14 protein-coding genes are annotated in these 14616 nt (G+C 66.4%); 6 read left to right on the top strand and 8 right to left on the bottom strand.

The window, feature by feature from the left end:
- Window positions 1-57 precede the first annotated feature (57 nt).
- A complete protein-coding gene (locus tag ASD42_RS31915) occupies window positions 58-993 on the bottom strand; it encodes a LysR family transcriptional regulator (protein ID WP_131816811.1) in 936 nt (311 codons plus the stop codon).
- 110 nt (window positions 994-1103) lie between these two features.
- On the opposite strand from ASD42_RS31915, the gene ASD42_RS31910 reads away from it, so the two are divergent.
- A complete protein-coding gene (locus ASD42_RS31910; RefSeq protein ID WP_056823942.1) occupies window positions 1104-1985 on the top strand; it encodes an NAD(P)H-binding protein in 882 nt (293 codons plus the stop codon).
- Between the two features lie 29 nt (window positions 1986-2014).
- Window positions 2015-2380, top strand: a complete 366-nt coding sequence (locus ASD42_RS31905) for a darcynin family protein (protein ID WP_056823939.1) — start codon at window positions 2015-2017, stop codon at window positions 2378-2380.
- A 7-nt stretch (window positions 2381-2387) separates the two neighbouring features.
- On the opposite strand, the gene dnaB is transcribed toward ASD42_RS31905, so the two are convergent.
- From dnaB to rpsF, 5 genes are all read right to left on the bottom strand, one after another.
- A complete protein-coding gene (gene dnaB, locus ASD42_RS31900; RefSeq protein WP_174552012.1) occupies window positions 2388-3770 on the bottom strand; it encodes a replicative DNA helicase in 1383 nt (460 codons plus the stop codon).
- Window positions 3771-4354: 584 nt separating this feature from the next.
- Window positions 4355-4807: a 50S ribosomal protein L9 gene (gene rplI / locus ASD42_RS31895; RefSeq protein WP_056823936.1), complete on the bottom strand. Its 453-nt coding sequence runs from the start codon at window positions 4805-4807 to the stop codon at window positions 4355-4357.
- A 17-nt stretch (window positions 4808-4824) separates the two neighbouring features.
- A complete protein-coding gene (rpsR, locus tag ASD42_RS31890) occupies window positions 4825-5076 on the bottom strand; it encodes a 30S ribosomal protein S18 (RefSeq protein WP_056823934.1) in 252 nt (83 codons plus the stop codon).
- A gap of 32 nt (window positions 5077-5108) precedes the next feature.
- Window positions 5109-5684: a single-stranded DNA-binding protein gene (locus ASD42_RS31885; RefSeq protein ID WP_056823931.1), complete on the bottom strand. Its 576-nt coding sequence runs from the start codon at window positions 5682-5684 to the stop codon at window positions 5109-5111.
- Between the two features lie 97 nt (window positions 5685-5781).
- Window positions 5782-6069 (bottom strand): 30S ribosomal protein S6, encoded by a 288-nt coding sequence (rpsF, locus tag ASD42_RS31880; protein WP_056823926.1) that lies wholly within the window; start codon window positions 6067-6069, stop codon window positions 5782-5784.
- Between the two features lie 170 nt (window positions 6070-6239).
- Here rpsF and ASD42_RS31875 point away from each other — a divergent pair, with 170 nt between their 5' ends.
- Complete coding sequence (locus ASD42_RS31875) at window positions 6240-7616, top strand: DUF2029 domain-containing protein (protein ID WP_056824221.1); 1377 nt, start codon at window positions 6240-6242, stop codon at window positions 7614-7616.
- Between the two features lie 60 nt (window positions 7617-7676).
- On the opposite strand, the gene ASD42_RS31870 is transcribed toward ASD42_RS31875, so the two are convergent.
- Both ASD42_RS31870 and ASD42_RS31865 read right to left on the bottom strand, forming a co-directional pair.
- On the bottom strand, window positions 7677-8786 hold the full coding sequence (locus ASD42_RS31870; RefSeq protein WP_056823923.1) for a DUF475 domain-containing protein: 1110 nt from the start codon (window positions 8784-8786) through the stop codon (window positions 7677-7679).
- A 69-nt stretch (window positions 8787-8855) separates the two neighbouring features.
- Window positions 8856-9431 (bottom strand): TerD family protein, encoded by a 576-nt coding sequence (locus ASD42_RS31865; protein ID WP_056823921.1) that lies wholly within the window; start codon window positions 9429-9431, stop codon window positions 8856-8858.
- 287 nt (window positions 9432-9718) lie between these two features.
- On the opposite strand from ASD42_RS31865, the gene ASD42_RS31860 reads away from it, so the two are divergent.
- Genes ASD42_RS31860 through ASD42_RS31850 form a run of 3 tightly spaced genes read left to right on the top strand, consistent with a single transcriptional unit; the run spans window position 9719 to window position 14602 of the window.
- Window positions 9719-10837, top strand: coding sequence for a hypothetical protein (locus tag ASD42_RS31860; protein ID WP_056823917.1), 1119 nt, complete (start codon window positions 9719-9721; stop codon window positions 10835-10837).
- Window positions 10838-10871: 34 nt separating this feature from the next.
- Window positions 10872-12083, top strand: coding sequence for an HpcH/HpaI aldolase/citrate lyase family protein (locus ASD42_RS31855; RefSeq protein WP_082844328.1), 1212 nt, complete (start codon window positions 10872-10874; stop codon window positions 12081-12083).
- Entirely contained in the window at window positions 12080-14602 is a 2523-nt protein-coding gene (locus ASD42_RS31850) for a phosphoribosyltransferase (protein ID WP_084465868.1), read from the top strand. The genes ASD42_RS31855 and ASD42_RS31850 overlap by 4 nt, the downstream gene beginning before the upstream one ends.
- Window positions 14603-14616 lie beyond the last annotated feature (14 nt).

Genomic DNA, 14616 nt, shown 5'->3' with positions numbered 1-14616 from the left:
GCCGTGCGGTCGTCCGCTGAACCGTAGCGTGGCCGCTCCGGCTCAGCGATGCGGCGATCAGGGCTCAGGTGATGTGAGGGTGCGGCGGATGGCGTCGCGCAGCCAGTGGTGGGCTCCGTCGGCGGTGTGGCGGGGGTGCCAGGCCATGCCGATGGTCACCGGGGGCAGTGCGAGGGGGATGTCGAGGAGGTGCAGTCCGAGGGCGGTCGCGTCGTCGGTGAGGGGTGACGGGTCGGCGCCGGCTAGCGCGGCGGGGACGAGGCAGACGATATCGCTGCGGGCGGCGAGGGTCATGGCGGCCAGGTGGCTGGGGAGGACGACCCTGACCCGTCGTCGAAGGTTCTGCTCGGCCAGCGCGGCATCGAGTGGTCCGGTGAACCGGCCGCGTCGGCTGACCGCGACGTGCTCGGCGGCAGCGAATCGCGCTGGGGTCAGGGGTTCCTCGGTGAGGTAGTGGCCGGGCCGGACCGCCGCCACCATCCGCAGGCGGACCAACTCTTCGACCTGAGTCTCAGGATCTATGTGGTCGATGGACCCGATCTCCAGGTCGATCCGGCCGTCGCGAAGCGCGGATCCGGCCTCCAACTCCTCGGCCAGCAGCCGGAACGAGACGCCCGGCGCCTCCTGCTCGGCCAGCTGCAGCAGTCGGGGCGCCAGCGCCGCGCCGACCAGGTCGGCGGCTTGCAGGGTGAAGGTGCTGATCAGACCCGCGGGGTCGACGCCGGTGCCGGGGCTGAGCAGCGCACCCAGGCTGCGCACCACCGCGGCGGCTTCCTCGCGCAGGGCCTCGGCACGCGGGGTGGGAACCATCACTTGTCCGGCCCGGACCAGGAGCGGATCGCCGAGGATGCGCCGCAGACGGGCGAGGGTGCGGCTCATCGCGGCGGGTGAGGTGTGCAGGCGGGCGGCGGCGCGCGTGACGCTGTGCTCGGCCAACAGGGCGTTCAGCGCGATGGCCAGATTGGCATCGATGACCGGATCGTGGCTGTTCACCAGCGTTATTCCATTTCAGTCAATAATTCAGTGCTGAGATTCCCATTGTGGCAATGCGTGGTTGTTCGCAGGATTGCGGGTGTACCGATCCAACGAACTGCGAGGCCCTCATGATCGTTATCACCGCTCCTACCGGGAACATCGGCCGCCCACTGCTCGCCCAGCTCATGGAGTCCGATGAGCAGCTGCGGGTGATCGTGCGTGATCCCGCGCGGCTCCCGGACGTCGTGCACGAACGGGTCGAAGTGATCACCGGCTCGCACGGCGACGCCCACGTCCTCGACCGGGCCCTCGACGGCGCGGATGCCGTCTTCTGGCTCGTTCCCCCGGACGCCTCCCGGTCCCCGCACGACGGCTGGAGCGGCTTCACCCGCCCCGCCGCTGAGGCGCTCGCTGTCCACGGCGTCGGCCATGTAGTCGGGGTCTCCGCGCTCGGCCGAGGTACCCCGGTCGCCGACCGCGCGGGCCTGGTCACCGCCTCCTTCGCCATGGACGACCTCATCGCGGGTTCCGGCGTGGCCTACCGAGCCTTGGCCAACCCGTCCTTCTTCGAGAACCTCCTGGAGGACGTCGACTCGATCCGCGACAAGGGGGTGTTCGTCGATGTTGTCGACGCCGACCGCAAAGCCCCGCTCGTCGCCGTCGCCGATATCGCGGCCGTCGCCGCAGGCCTGCTGCTCGACTGTTCGTGGACCGGCACCGCCGAGGTCCCGGTCCTCGGGCCGCACGACCTGTCGCCCGATGACATGGCCCGCATCATGACCCAACAGCTCGGCCGCCCGGTCCGCTACGAACGCCAGTCGTTCGACGAACTGCGCACCGAGCTGGTCGGCTATGGCCTCGACGAGGCCTTCGCCCAGGGTGTCGTCGACATGAAGCGGGCCAAAGACCACGGCCTCGACGCCGGAGTCACCCGCACCCCGAAAACCGCGTCCCCCACCACCTTCGAGCAGTGGTGCGCCCACACGCTCGCCCCCGCCGTCCGCGCTTGAGACCTACCGACACCTTGGGAGACACCCCGATGCCCGCTCGGAAAACCGAACCACCGGTCACCGCGTTCATGCTCGTCAAGACGACACCCGAATGGCTCGCACTGACCGTCCGGGAACGCGTGAACGCCTTCACCACCCAGGTCCTACCCGCTATCGAGGCAAAGACCACCGGCGTACGGTCACGCTTCTACGACACCGAGTTCTACTCCGCCCGCGTCACCGACGTCTGGGTATGGGAAGCCGATGACCACCACGCCTACCAACTCCTCGTCGACGCCCTACGCGAAACCCCGTTCTGGGACCGCTATTTCGAGGTCGTCGATCTCCTCGTCGGCACCGAAAACGGCTACGCCCGCACCTACGGCCTCGAACCCGTAGCCACCATCACCACCTGAGCGTGGATCAGCCCCTCGCCATATCCACGAACCGGCTGAGGTGCAGCTGGTGGGCGACGGTGATCGTGGCGGTGGGGCCGTTACGGTGTTTGCCGACGATGAGGTCGGCCTCGCCGCCGCGAGGGTCGTCGCGTTCGATGGCGTCGGGGCGGTGCAACAGGATGACCATATCGGCGTCCTGCTCGAGCGAGCCGGACTCGCGAAGGTCGGAGACCATGGGCCGCTTGTCGGTTCGCTGTTCCGGACCACGGTTCAGCTGCGAGATCGCGATCACCGGAACCTCGAGTTCCTTGGCGAGCAGTTTGAGGTGTCGCGAGAATTCCGAGACTTCTTGCTGACGCGATTCGACCTTCTTACCGGAGCTCATCAGCTGCAGGTAGTCCACCACAACGAGTTTCAGATCATGACGCTGCTTGAGCCGCCGAGCTTTCGCCCGAATCTCCATCATGGTCAAGTTCGGCGAATCGTCGACGAACAACGGCGCCTCACTGATCTCACTCATCCGGCGAGCCAGCTTGGTCCAGTCGTCATCGCTCATCCGCCCGGACCGCATATCACCGAGCTTGATCTTCGCCTCGGCCGAAAGCAGACGCATCACGATCTCGGTGCGGCTCATTTCGAGCGAGAAAATGACGCTCGCCATGCCGTGCTTGATCGAGCAGCTCCGCATGAAATCCATTCCCAGGGTCGATTTGCCGACGCCAGGTCTGGCGGCCACAATAATCATCTGACCTGGGTGAAGACCGTTGGTGAGTTCGTCGAGTTCGGTGAAGCCGGTGGGGACGCCGAGGGAGATGCCGCCTCGGGAGGCGATGGAGTCGATCTCGTCCATCGTGGGCTGGAGGAGTTCTTCCAGCGGGGTGAAGTCCTCGGTGGTGCGGCGTTCGGTGACTTCGTAGATTTCGGCTTGGGCGCGGTCGACCACCTCGGCGACGTCCTGGCCGTCGGCGCCCGCGTAGCCGAACTGGACGATGCGGGTGCCCGCTTCGACGAGGCGGCGCAGGATGGCCTTCTCGGCGACGATCTCGGCGTAGAAGCCGGCGTTGGCCGCGGTGGGGACGGTCTGGGTGAGGGTGACCAGGTAGGGCGGGCCGCCGATGCGCTTGAGTTCGCCGCGGCGGTCGAGGCCCGCGGAGACGGTGACGGGGTCGGCGGGTTCGCCGCGGCCGTAGAGGTCGAGGATGGTGTCGTAGACGGCCTGGTGCGCGGGGCGGTAGAAGTCTCCGGGGCGCAGCACCTCCACCACATCGGCGATGGCGTCCTTGCTCAGCAGCATGCCGCCGAGGACGGACTGCTCAGCGGCCATGTCGTGCGGAGGCTGACGGCCGAAGTCCTCGCCGGGCGGCTCAGGCGTGAACTCGGTTTGCGCGCGGTCACCGGTGGTTGTCACCAGGGGAGTCCTCTCTGCCCGCAGAACCGGGGGTTACACATCGATGTACTCGTTGTACTCCCGGACACCGACACGGATGTCAGCAATCGGTTGCCTGCGTGATTCCGGGGGCCGCAAGCGGGGCAATGCGACGAACCTAGGCGACGTTTTCGGGACTCGCCAACCCGACATGTGCACACAACTGTGGATAACTTGGGGGTAGTTCACCTGTTGTTGTGCAGCGCCTGTGGAAAACATGGGGAAAACCCAGGTCAATACGGTAAAACGCCCTGCTAGAACCCGGTTTGTCCAACCTGGGCCCTGTGGATGAAAGAAGTTCCGGCGTGTCGGTAAAGGTGAACAGCCGGGCGTGTTGGGTAAACAGCGATGGTGCAGGCTATGACGAGAGTCACAAATCTGCCGGTCGGTTTCCACAGTCATCCACAGGGTGAATAACTGGAGGTCACGCGGTTACCGACCGTGAGCCGAGTAACACGGCTCGCACCGGCCGCAACATCGGCTACTGATCAGTTATCGCAAAAACAGCCTGAAAAAGGCAAGCAGAAACCACCCCTATGCACGCACAGGGGTGGTTTCCAGCGAACTCAGTTCGCAGCAACCTCGAGGTTGAACTTCGCAACCACATCGGGGTGCAGGTGCACCACGATGCCGTGCTTACCGGTCGCCTTGATGTGCGACTTCGGCAGCTCGATGCTGCGCTTGTCGACCACGGGGCCACCAGCGGCCTTGATGGCCGAAGCCACGTCGGTGGTGGTGACCGAACCGAACAGCTTGCCGCTGTCGGCGGTCTTCACGGCCAGCGAAACCGCGGCGAGGCCCTCGATGGCCTGCTTCAGCTCGTTGGCGTGATCCAGGTCGCGCACCTTGCGGGCGTCCTGGGCGCGACGGATTCCGTCGACCTGCTTCTGGGCGCCACGGGTGGCCTGGATGGCCAGACCGCGGGGCAGCAGGAAGTTACGGCCGTAGCCGTCCTTGACCTCGACAAGGTCGCCGGGGGCGCCGAGGTTGTCGACATCAGCGGTGAGGATGAGCTTCATCTGTGTGACTCCCTTTCTCAGCGAGCGGTCGACACGTAAGGAAGCAGAGCCACCTCACGCGAGTTCTTGACGGCGACAGCGATGTCACGCTGGTGCTGCACGCAGTTGCCGGTGACGCGGCGAGCGCGGATCTTGCCGCGATCGCTGACGTACTTACGCAGCAGCGTGGTGTCCTTGTAATCGATATTGACGATTCCGGACTTTGCTTCCTTGCAGAAAGCACAGGCCTTCTTCTTCAGTACCTTTTCGCGCGCGGGCGCTTTAGGCATGGTTTTCTCTCCGTACTATGAGTGCCGTTCGATCAGAACGGCGGTTCGTCATCCATGCGGCCGCCGCCCCCGAAGGAGCCGGCCGCGGGCGCGCTACCCCACGGATCGTCTTCGCCACCGGCATTGCTGCCACCGGCCGGACGTCCGCCGCCATTGTTGGCGTTGTAGCCGCCTGCGCTAGATCCACCACCGGCATTGCCGGAACCACCACCACTGAAGCCGCCACCGCCGCCTCCGCCACCGCGACCGGCCTTGGAGACCTTCGCGGTCGCGTAGCGCAGCGAGGGACCGACTTCGTCGACCTCGAGCTCGACCACAGTGCGCTTCTCACCCTCGCGGGTTTCGTAGGAGCGCTGCTTGAGCCGACCACTCACGATGACGCGAGCGCCTCGGGTCAGACTTTCGGCGACGTTCTCCGCTGCTTCACGCCAGATATTGCAGCGCAGGAACAGAGCCTCGCCGTCTTTCCATTCGTTCGAATTGCGATCGAACACACGGGGAGTCGACGCGACGGTGAAATTTGCCACCGCTGCGCCTGCGGGCGTGAAACGAAGCTCCGGGTCTGCCGTCAAGTTTCCGATGACGGTAATGACCGTGTCGCCTGCCATGGGGTTCCTCCTGCTCGGGGTGCAGTATCCACGCATCTCGGGATTTGCGCTCGAGCCTAAAGCTAGGCTCTGACATCAAATTCGAGAAGGGTGCGGACTACTTGTCGTTGCGCAGAACCTTGGTGCGCAGCACCGTCTCGTTCAGGCCCAGCTGGCGGTCGAGTTCGCTCACGGTGGCCGGTGTCGCGGTCAGGTTGACGATCGCGTAAATGCCTTCGGCCTGCTTGGCGATTTCGTAGGCGAGCCGGCGGCGGCCCCAGATGTCGACCTTGTCGACGTTGCCGCCCTCGGTCTTGACGACCGTGAGCAGGGTATCCAGGGACTGCCCGACGATGCGCTCGTCCAGGCTCGGGTCGAGGATGACCATTACTTCATATTGACGCACGGACCAATCACCTCCTGTGGACTAGGAAACGGCCATGGACTCTCCATGGCAGGAGGGTTCGTTGCGTCAGCAACCCGCCAAGGCTACATGAGCGGGTAGTGACCAGCGAAATCGATGCCTGCCGCGGGTGTACCCCGGTGATCGCGGCGTCGCCGCATAATGTGGTCGCCATGACCACAGTCGGCCCGCGGCAGCGCGCAGCACGGCGCGGCGCGACGTGGGCCGCGGCCTTGAGCATCGTGGTGATGCTGCTGTGTGGGCTCACCCTCGCGCTGGCCTACGCCAACAAAGCCCGGTGCGCGGGCGGCGCGATCGATGAATCCGGTCGCAGTCTGGTATTCGAGGAGCGCAAGGATTCGGATGTCTGCTATTCCGACATCCAGTTCCTGTGGCTCGGCCGCGATATCGACAATCACGTCTTCCCGTATGTCGACGGCGCGATCACCGACGACGGTGCGCTGACCGGCGGCGCGGTGGAATACCCGGTGCTCAGCGGCGTGCTGATGTGGGCAGGCGCCATCGGGGTGGACAACGACGCCGACTTCCTGTGGCATTCGGCGCTGTTGCTCGCGCCGTTCGCCCTGCTCACGGCCTGGATGCTGGCCAGAATCGCCGGCCCGGCGGCGCTGCTGTGGGCGATCGGCCCGCCGCTGGTGTTCTACGCCTTCCACAACTGGGAACTGCCGGTGGTGTGCACGGCGGTGGCGGCGGTCTACGTGATGACGATGCTGACCGGTCTGTCCGTGCGCACCCGCGGAATCATCGCCGCGGTGCTGCTCGCGCTGGGTTTCTGTCTCAAGCTCTATCCGGGAATCTTCGTGCTCCCGCTCGCGGTTTTCGTGCTCACCGAGGGCGCCCCGCGCGATCGACGCCGGATCGGCGAGCTCGATGTGGCAGGCGCCGCGCAGACCCTGCTGGCCGCGATGGGCACGGTCGTGGCGGTGAACCTGCCGTTCGTGCTGGCCGGGGTGGAGGGCTGGCGCGCCTCGATCACCTTCCAGCAGTTGCGTCAGGCCGACATCACCACCAACTCGATCTGGTACTGGGGTCACCAGCTCCTGTTCGGCCGCGCGGCGGAGACGACACAGACCTGGCACGACGCCGTGGCGGTCGCCTCGCCCGCCCTGATCTTCGGCGGGTTCGCGCTGGCCATGTGGCTTGGCTGGCGGCGCTGGACCCCCAGTTCGGCGTACCCGTGGGTGGGCGTGAGCGCGGCGATGCTGGCCGCCTTCATGCTTTTCCACAAGGTGCATTCACCCCAGTACACCCTGTGGATAATTCCGTTCCTGGTGTTGCTCGAGGTGCCGTGGTCGCTGGTCGCGGCCTATCTGGTGGCCGACGCGGCGGTGGGCGTCGGGGTGTTCCGGTACTTCGCCGCGCTGGGTGAGGGCGAGAGCGTCGAACTGATGGAAGGGATCGTCCAGTTCGGCGTGTGGTTGCGCACCGCCCTGTTGATCACCCTGTTCTTCCTCTTTCTGCGGGCGAGGATGCGTGGCAGGCGCCTCGAACCGAGCACAGCACCGGGCCGCCAACTGCAACCCGCGTGAACGACAGCGGCGGCGAATCCCGGAAGGGACTCGCCGCCGCTGTGACTCTTCGGCCGTGGATCAGCTGACCGGAGTGGATTCCTTGGCGTCCGCCACAGCGTCGGGCTCGGACTTGCGGTTGCGCAAGACGCTGGAGACGAGCGCCGCGCCGATGAACGCCACGCCGACCAGACCCGTGATGAGCTCGTTGATGTGCACGCCGATCGAGACGAGCAGGATCGCCGCCAGCGCGCCGATCGCCCAGTGGGCGCCGTGCTCGAGGTACACGTAGTCCGACAGCGTGCCCTGGCGAACCAGGTACACCGTGATCGACCGGACGAACATCGCACCGATCAGGCCGAGGCCGAGCGCGATGATGATCGGGTCGGAGGTGATGGCGAACGCGCCGATGACGCCGTCGAAGGAGAACGACGCGTCGAGCACTTCCAGGTAGAGGAACAGGAAGAACGCGGCCTTACCGGTCGCCTTGACCAGCGTGGACGGGCCACCCTGTGGTCCCTCTTCGAATTCCTCGGTGTGGAACATCGAGCCGAGTCCGTCGACCAGGATGTAGACGATCATGCCGAGCAGCCCGGAGACCAGCACGGTCGAGCGGTCGTCGGCGTCGGCGAGGAACTCCGCGACCAGCACCAGACCGGTGCCGGCGACGACCACCGACAGCATGTCGAGCTTGCCCGCCTTGGCCAGCGGCTTCTCGAGCCAGCTGAGCCAGGTGGTGTCACGCTCTTCGAAGATGAAGTTCAGGAACAGCAGCGCCAGGAACATGCCACCGAACGCCGCGATCTGCGGGTGCGCGTCGGTGAGCAGGGTCTCGTAGCTCGGGCTGCCGTCGGGGAAGTAGGCGGCGTCGTCCGCCGGCGGGTTCAGCGCCAAATCGAAGGCCTCGACCGGGCTCAGTCCGGCAGTGACCCACACGATGGCCAGCGGGAAGATCAGACGCATACCGAACACGGCGATCAGCACGCCGACAGTCAGGAAGATCCGCTGCCAGAATTCGCTCATCCGTTCCAGGACGGTGGCGTTGATGACGGCGTTGTCGAACGACAGCGACACCTCGAGAATGCCGAGGATCGCGCACAGTGCGAGAGCGGTCATGCCACCGTAGAGGTAGGCCACGACCAGCGAGACCACCGTGATGACGATGGACAGGCCGAAGATGCGCGTTATCACGCGGAGGGACCTTTCTGTTTCGCACGAACAGGGGACCCGATGTGCCGAGCCCCCTGTTCGCGATGGTGACTAGACGTTGACGCCGTAGTCGCGAGCGATGCCGGACAGGCCGGAGGCGTAGCCCTGACCGACGGCGCGGAACTTCCATTCGGCACCGTTGCGGTACAGCTCGCCGAAGACCATAGCGGTCTCGGTCGAGGCGTCCTCGGACAGGTCGTAGCGGGCGAGCTCGGTGCCGTTGGCGCGATCGACCACGCGAATGTAGGCGTTGCGCACCTGACCGAACGACTGTGAGCGGGTCTCGGCATCGTAGATCGATACCGGGAAGAAGATGCTCTCGATCGTCGGCGGGGTGTTGGCGAGGTCGACGTTGATGACCTCGTCGTCGCCTTCGCCTTCACCGGTGGTGTTGTCGCCTGCGTGCTCGATGGCGCCTTCGGGCGACTTCAGGTTGTTGAAGAAGACGAAGTGCTTGTCGGAGACGACCTTCTTGTCGGCGCCGGTCGCGATGGCGCTGGCGTCGAGGTCGAAGTCGGTGCCGGTGGTGGTGCGCACGTCCCAGCCGAGGCCGACCGAAACTGCGGTCAGGTTCGGAGCCTCTTTGGTCAGCGAAACGTTGCCGCCCTTGGACAGACTGACACCCATGCGGGAATCCCTTCGGTTAGTCCGGTGTGTCGTTTCCCAGCATGTCCGAATCGCCGGGTACCGCTACGACAGTAATAGGTTTCGCAGATCTTGCGTAGGAACCGTCTGCAGCCCAGGTTAACGGGGGGAATCTCCTACCATCGACGGCAGTGAGCGGGCGGGCCGCATGCGTGGTTCGGAAAGGGGATGTGCCGGTGACACCTCGCAGACGCGGATGGTTCAGATCGGGGGCGGATCATGAGTGGATCAGCGGGGCGCGGGCCGCGACGTCGGCCGCCTTTCTGGATATGGACAGCAGGCAGTCGGCAGCGGAGGCGGGCGTGGTGGCCAGTGGGCAGGTCTTTCCCGAGCGCCGGATCGCCGCCGTCTGGGAGCCGGTGCGCGCGCGGTGCTACGCCGCGGCGGGCGCGTACCTGAGCTTCACCGACGAGCTCGACGCCGCCGAGGCCGCGGGCACCGCGGTGCCCGATGGTCCGGGGCGGGCCGATGCGTTGGTCAGGCAGCTGAACGACGCCGCCCGAGGGGTCGACGAGTTCTACAACGCGAACCGCGCCGGTCTGGCCGAGGCCGCGACCGTGCGGGCGTCGGTGCCACAGCTGCTGACGCATGTGCGTGCCGAGGCCGAGCAGGTGCTGGCCGCCGCGGCGTCGTCCGGATTCACGAATTACCCCTCGATCTCCGCGGGTGTAAGGAGACTGAATGAGGCTCTGATCACAGCCTCTTCGGTCGATCCCGGCACGGCGGTCGCGGGCGCGCGCGAGGCAGCGGCACAGGTGGAACAGGCGACCACGGAATTGTCGAATGCGTTGGCGCAGGCACCTTCTCGCGCTTCGGCCGCCGCGAACGCGATCGCGTCGGTGACCACCCGGCTGGCCGCGGTCCGTAATCGCGCCGGTGCGCTCGGGCCCGCGTACTCCGCGCTGTTGCGTGAGTTCAGTGCTGCGAGTTCGGCGGACTTGACCAACAATGAGCGGGAAAGCCGTCGTGGCATGGATGCCGCCGACGAGGCGCTGGTCGGCGCGCGCGTCGCGGCAGCCGATCGTGATCCGGAGACCGCCCTTGATGTGACCGCCACCGCACGCGAGTACCTCGCCGAGGCCGAGCAGTTGGTCGACGCCGTCACCCGGCGCCTCGAATTGCTCCGTGAGGTACGTGCCGATCCCGAAGCTCAGGCCCGCACCGTACGATTTCGGCTGCGGGACGCGCAGATGCTCGCGGTCGACCGAGGACTGGTCGCCGAGTGGGGCTCGGTTCTCGATGCACAAGCAGAACGCCTCGACCGCATCACCGCTGGACTTATTGGTCGCCATCCGGACTATTGGGCGTATGTTACCGAACTGGGTACCGTCGCTGAGTTCATCGCGGGCGTAGTCGAGCGGATCAGAAAACACGCAGCCGAAAAGTAGAAATGACAATGGGTCGACAGATGAGGTGGGGGGAATGACCGCGGGCTACGCCATCGCACCGGAAGTTTGCTTGCGTAAGCAGATACCGCTGCGCCATTTCCAGCAGTTGCAGGGTCCCCGCAGACGGGAGTTGTTCCTGGTCGAACCGGAGCCGATTCAGGGCCCCGACGACCGGGAGCTGTTGGCGACCGCGCTCGGCGCGACCCTCTACGTGCCCGCGACCCGCCCTGATCTCGCCGCGACGATCCGCCGACGTGCCGCGCGCGGGGTGTGCTCGATGGTGATCGACCTCGAGGACGCCGTCGCAGATCACGAGGTGGAGGCCGCCAAACAGCACGCGGTGGACACCCTCGACCTGCTCGCCAGGGGCGAAGACGCCAATCCGATGCTGTTCATCCGGGTGCGTGACGCGGCCTCGGTCGGCGAGCTGGTCGCCGCGCTCGGGCGGGGCGCCGACGTGCTCACCGGATTCGTCTTTCCCAAGTTCGACGCCGTCAGCGGGCCCGCCTACCTGGCCGCGCTCGACGATGCCAACCGCAGCCTCGGCCGTCCGGTCTACGCGATGCCGGTGCTCGAATCGGCGAACCTGGTGCACCGCCAGACCCGCGACGAGCAGCTCGCCCGCATCGCCGAGCTGCTCGCCGGACACCGTGAGCAGCTGCTGGCCGTGCGGATCGGCGCCACCGACATGTGCTCGACCTTCGGCATCCGTCGCGACCGCGACCTCACGATCTACGACGTGCGAGTGGTCGCCGACGTGATCGCCGACATCGTCAACTACCTCGGGCGCGTCGACGGCACCGGTTTCATCATCACCGGACCGGTGTGGGAGTACTTCGCCGACCACGAGCGGATGTTCCGGCCGCAGCTGCGCAGCGCGCCCTTCGAGGAATCCGACGCGGTGAAGTTCCGCCAGTACCTGGTGAGCCGCGACCTCGACGGCCTGCTGCGCGAGATCACTCTCGACCGCGCCAACGGAATCCAGGGCAAAACGGTGATCCACCCCTCGCACGTGGCCGTGGTGCACGCGCTGTCGGTGGTGACCCACGAGGAGTACGCCGACGCGCTGGACATCATGGCCGCCGATGTCGGTGGCGTCGCGGCCTCGGAATACCGCAACAAGATGAACGAGATGCGCCCCCACCGCAGTTGGGCCCGCCAGACGCTGGTTCGGGCCCGTGCGTTCGGGGTGGCGAACAAGGGAGTGTCTTTCGTGGACTTGCTGACAGCGATGATCGCCGAATGAGTGCGTTCGAAACGCCATGGGCAACAGTGAATCTCGGCATCGAGCTGCATCACGGCGAGTCCTTCGCCGCGCGCTCGGCCGAGGATGGGTTGCCGGGTGAGACGTCTGCCGAGGGCGTGCCGGCTGACGGCGGGTCTGTCGCGTTGTCCGCTGAAAGCGTGCTGACGGGTGCACTGTCGATCGGTGCGCTGGTGCAGCCGGGTCTGCGCCGCAATCCGCGCCGGGCGCATCTGCTGGTGTCCACCGTGCTCGGCAAGCACCTGCCGACCGACCCGCGTGTGGTGATCGGCGCGGGCAATCGGCTGGGCGATCTCGTGCGCGAAGTGCTCGGTGATCGCGAAGCCGTCGTGCTCGGATTCGCCGAGACGGCAACAGGTCTGGGTCACTGCGTGGCCGCGCGGATCGACGCGGGTTGCTACCTGCACTCCACCCGCAGGCACGAGTCGCGAGCCACCACGCTCACCGGGTTCGAAGAGGGCCATTCGCACGCCACTTCACACCTGCTCCAGCCCGCGCCCGCCGCCATCTTCGCCAACGATCTCCCGCTGGTGCTGGTCGACGACGAGATATCCACCGGCGACACCGCCATCGACGCGGTGCGAGCGCTGCACGCTTTCGCTCCCCGCTCGCACTACGTGCTCGCCTCGCTGGTCGACCTGCGCACACCTGCCGACCGGGCCAAATTCGAAGCCGCCGCAGCCCAACTCGGTGCGCGCATCGACACGGTCTGCCTGGCGTCCGGTCGTACCGAGCTGCCTGCCGGGCTGATCGACACCGTCACGGCGCTGCCTGATCCGCAGCTGAATCCGGTCGCAACACAATCGGGTTCGTACGGTCGCATCGAATTGACCTGGCCCGCAGACGTTCCCGAGGGCGGCAGGCACGGGATCCTGCGCTCGGATGCCGCCGCGTTCGACATCGCGTTGAAATCCATCGCCGACGAGGTGAACACCCGCCTCGACGCCGAGTTCGTCGGCCGCCCGGTCATCGTCATCGGCCACGAAGAACTCATGTACCTGCCCCTACGCTTGGCCGCCGAACTGGCCGACGCGGGCACTCCCACCCGCTTCCAAACCACTACCCGCTCACCGGCATACGTCCTCGACGAACCCGGCTATCCCCTCCGCCGCGGCTTCCGCTTCACCGCCCCGGAACCGGATCCCACCGCTCAGCGCTACCTGTACAACGCGCAGTGGCCCGATGGCGACGCCGTCCTCCTGGTCGTCATCGATCCCCCCGCCGACACCCCGGAGTTGGTCGCTCCCGGCGGCCTGGTCGACGCCCTCACGGCATCAGGTGCCGACGTCCTGATCGCTGTGCTCCCCGGCGCGGATCCCCGTGCGCTGCACGCGGACCGGACCGCTGAGCCGATGGCCGTCTCTGTGTCGCACGACGCGCTTCCCGTTGCCCTGCACGGCCCGGAGTTCGGTTCCTATGCGCCCGAAGATGTTTCGTGGCTGCTGAAGGATCTCTCGGATGCGGATCTGGAGGCCGATGTGACCGAACGCGAGCAGCGCATCCAGGCCGGAGTTGCCCATTACGCCGAGTCCTTGCCGGTGGAGTTCCAGCCCGACGCCGAATATCGCGAGCTCTTCGACCGCGTGCTGGCCGATAGTGCCGAGCGGTTGGCGCTGGCGGTCGCGACCGTGGCCGAACTCGTTGTGGCCGAACGCGGTGAGAACATCGTTGTGGTCTCATTGGCCAGGGCGGGCACTCCCGTCGGCGTGCTGATGCGACGGTGGCTCGTCAGCGGTATCGGCCGCGAGCCACTCACCGTCCCGCACTACGCGGTCTCGATCGTGCGTGACCGCGGCATCGACGCGGTGGCACTGGACTATCTCGCCCGCCACCACGATCCGTCCTCGATCGTCTTCGTCGACGGCTGGACCGGCAAGGGCGCGATCACCCACGAGCTCACCGCCGCGCTCGACGCGTATCACGCTGCCGGTGGCGCTCGGTTCGACGACGAGCTCGTCGTCCTGGCCGATCCCGCGAATTGTGTGCGGACCTACGGCACCCGCGACGACTTCCTCATCGCCTCCGCCTGCCTGAATTCAACAGTGTCAGGGCTGGTTTCCCGCACGGTCCTCAACAGCACCCTGATCGGACCCGGCGAGTTCCACGGTGCCAAGTTCTACCGCGATCTGATCGACGCCGATGTCTCGAATCAGCTGATCGACACCGTCACAGCGGCTTTCGACGCGATCCGCGACAAGGTTCCGGCCGCCGTCGCCGCGATCCGGGATTCCGACCGCACTCCCGACTGGTCCGGGTGGGCCTCGGTGGAGAAGGTTCGCGCCGAATACGGCATCAGCACAGTCAATTACGTAAAGCCCGGCGTCGGCGAGACCACTCGCGTGCTCTTGCGCCGGGTACCGTGGCGAGTGCTGGTCCGCGAGGCAGACGCACCGGAGCACGCCCACATCCGCCTGCTCGCCGCGGCGCGCAATGTCCCGGTGGAAGTGGTCCCCGACCTGGCCTATTCCTGTATGGGCCTGATCAAGGAGCTACCCCGGTGACCGCCGAGTCCCTC

It is taken from the genome of Nocardia sp. Root136 (genome assembly GCF_001427185.1).
GTDB lineage: Bacteria > Actinomycetota > Actinomycetes > Mycobacteriales > Mycobacteriaceae > Nocardia > Nocardia salmonicida.
This window is presented reverse-complemented; position numbering and strand designations above follow the sequence as displayed.

Coding starts and splice junctions, on each gene's coding strand:
- ASD42_RS31910 (WP_056823942.1), top strand. CDS start 1,104: ATGATCGTTATCACCGCTCCTACCGGGAACATCGGCCGCCCACTGCTC.
- ASD42_RS31905 (WP_056823939.1), top strand. CDS start 2,015: ATGCCCGCTCGGAAAACCGAACCACCGGTCACCGCGTTCATGCTCGTC.
- ASD42_RS31865 (WP_056823921.1), bottom strand. CDS start 9,431: ATGGGTGTCAGTCTGTCCAAGGGCGGCAACGTTTCGCTGACCAAAGAG.
- ASD42_RS31875 (WP_056824221.1), top strand. CDS start 6,240: ATGACCACAGTCGGCCCGCGGCAGCGCGCAGCACGGCGCGGCGCGACG.
- ASD42_RS31885 (WP_056823931.1), bottom strand. CDS start 5,684: ATGGCAGGCGACACGGTCATTACCGTCATCGGAAACTTGACGGCAGAC.
- ASD42_RS31860 (WP_056823917.1), top strand. CDS start 9,719: ATGGACAGCAGGCAGTCGGCAGCGGAGGCGGGCGTGGTGGCCAGTGGG.
- ASD42_RS31855 (WP_082844328.1), top strand. CDS start 10,872: ATGACCGCGGGCTACGCCATCGCACCGGAAGTTTGCTTGCGTAAGCAG.
- rplI (WP_056823936.1), bottom strand. CDS start 4,807: ATGAAGCTCATCCTCACCGCTGATGTCGACAACCTCGGCGCCCCCGGC.
- ASD42_RS31850 (WP_084465868.1), top strand. CDS start 12,080: ATGAGTGCGTTCGAAACGCCATGGGCAACAGTGAATCTCGGCATCGAG.
- rpsR (WP_056823934.1), bottom strand. CDS start 5,076: ATGCCTAAAGCGCCCGCGCGCGAAAAGGTACTGAAGAAGAAGGCCTGT.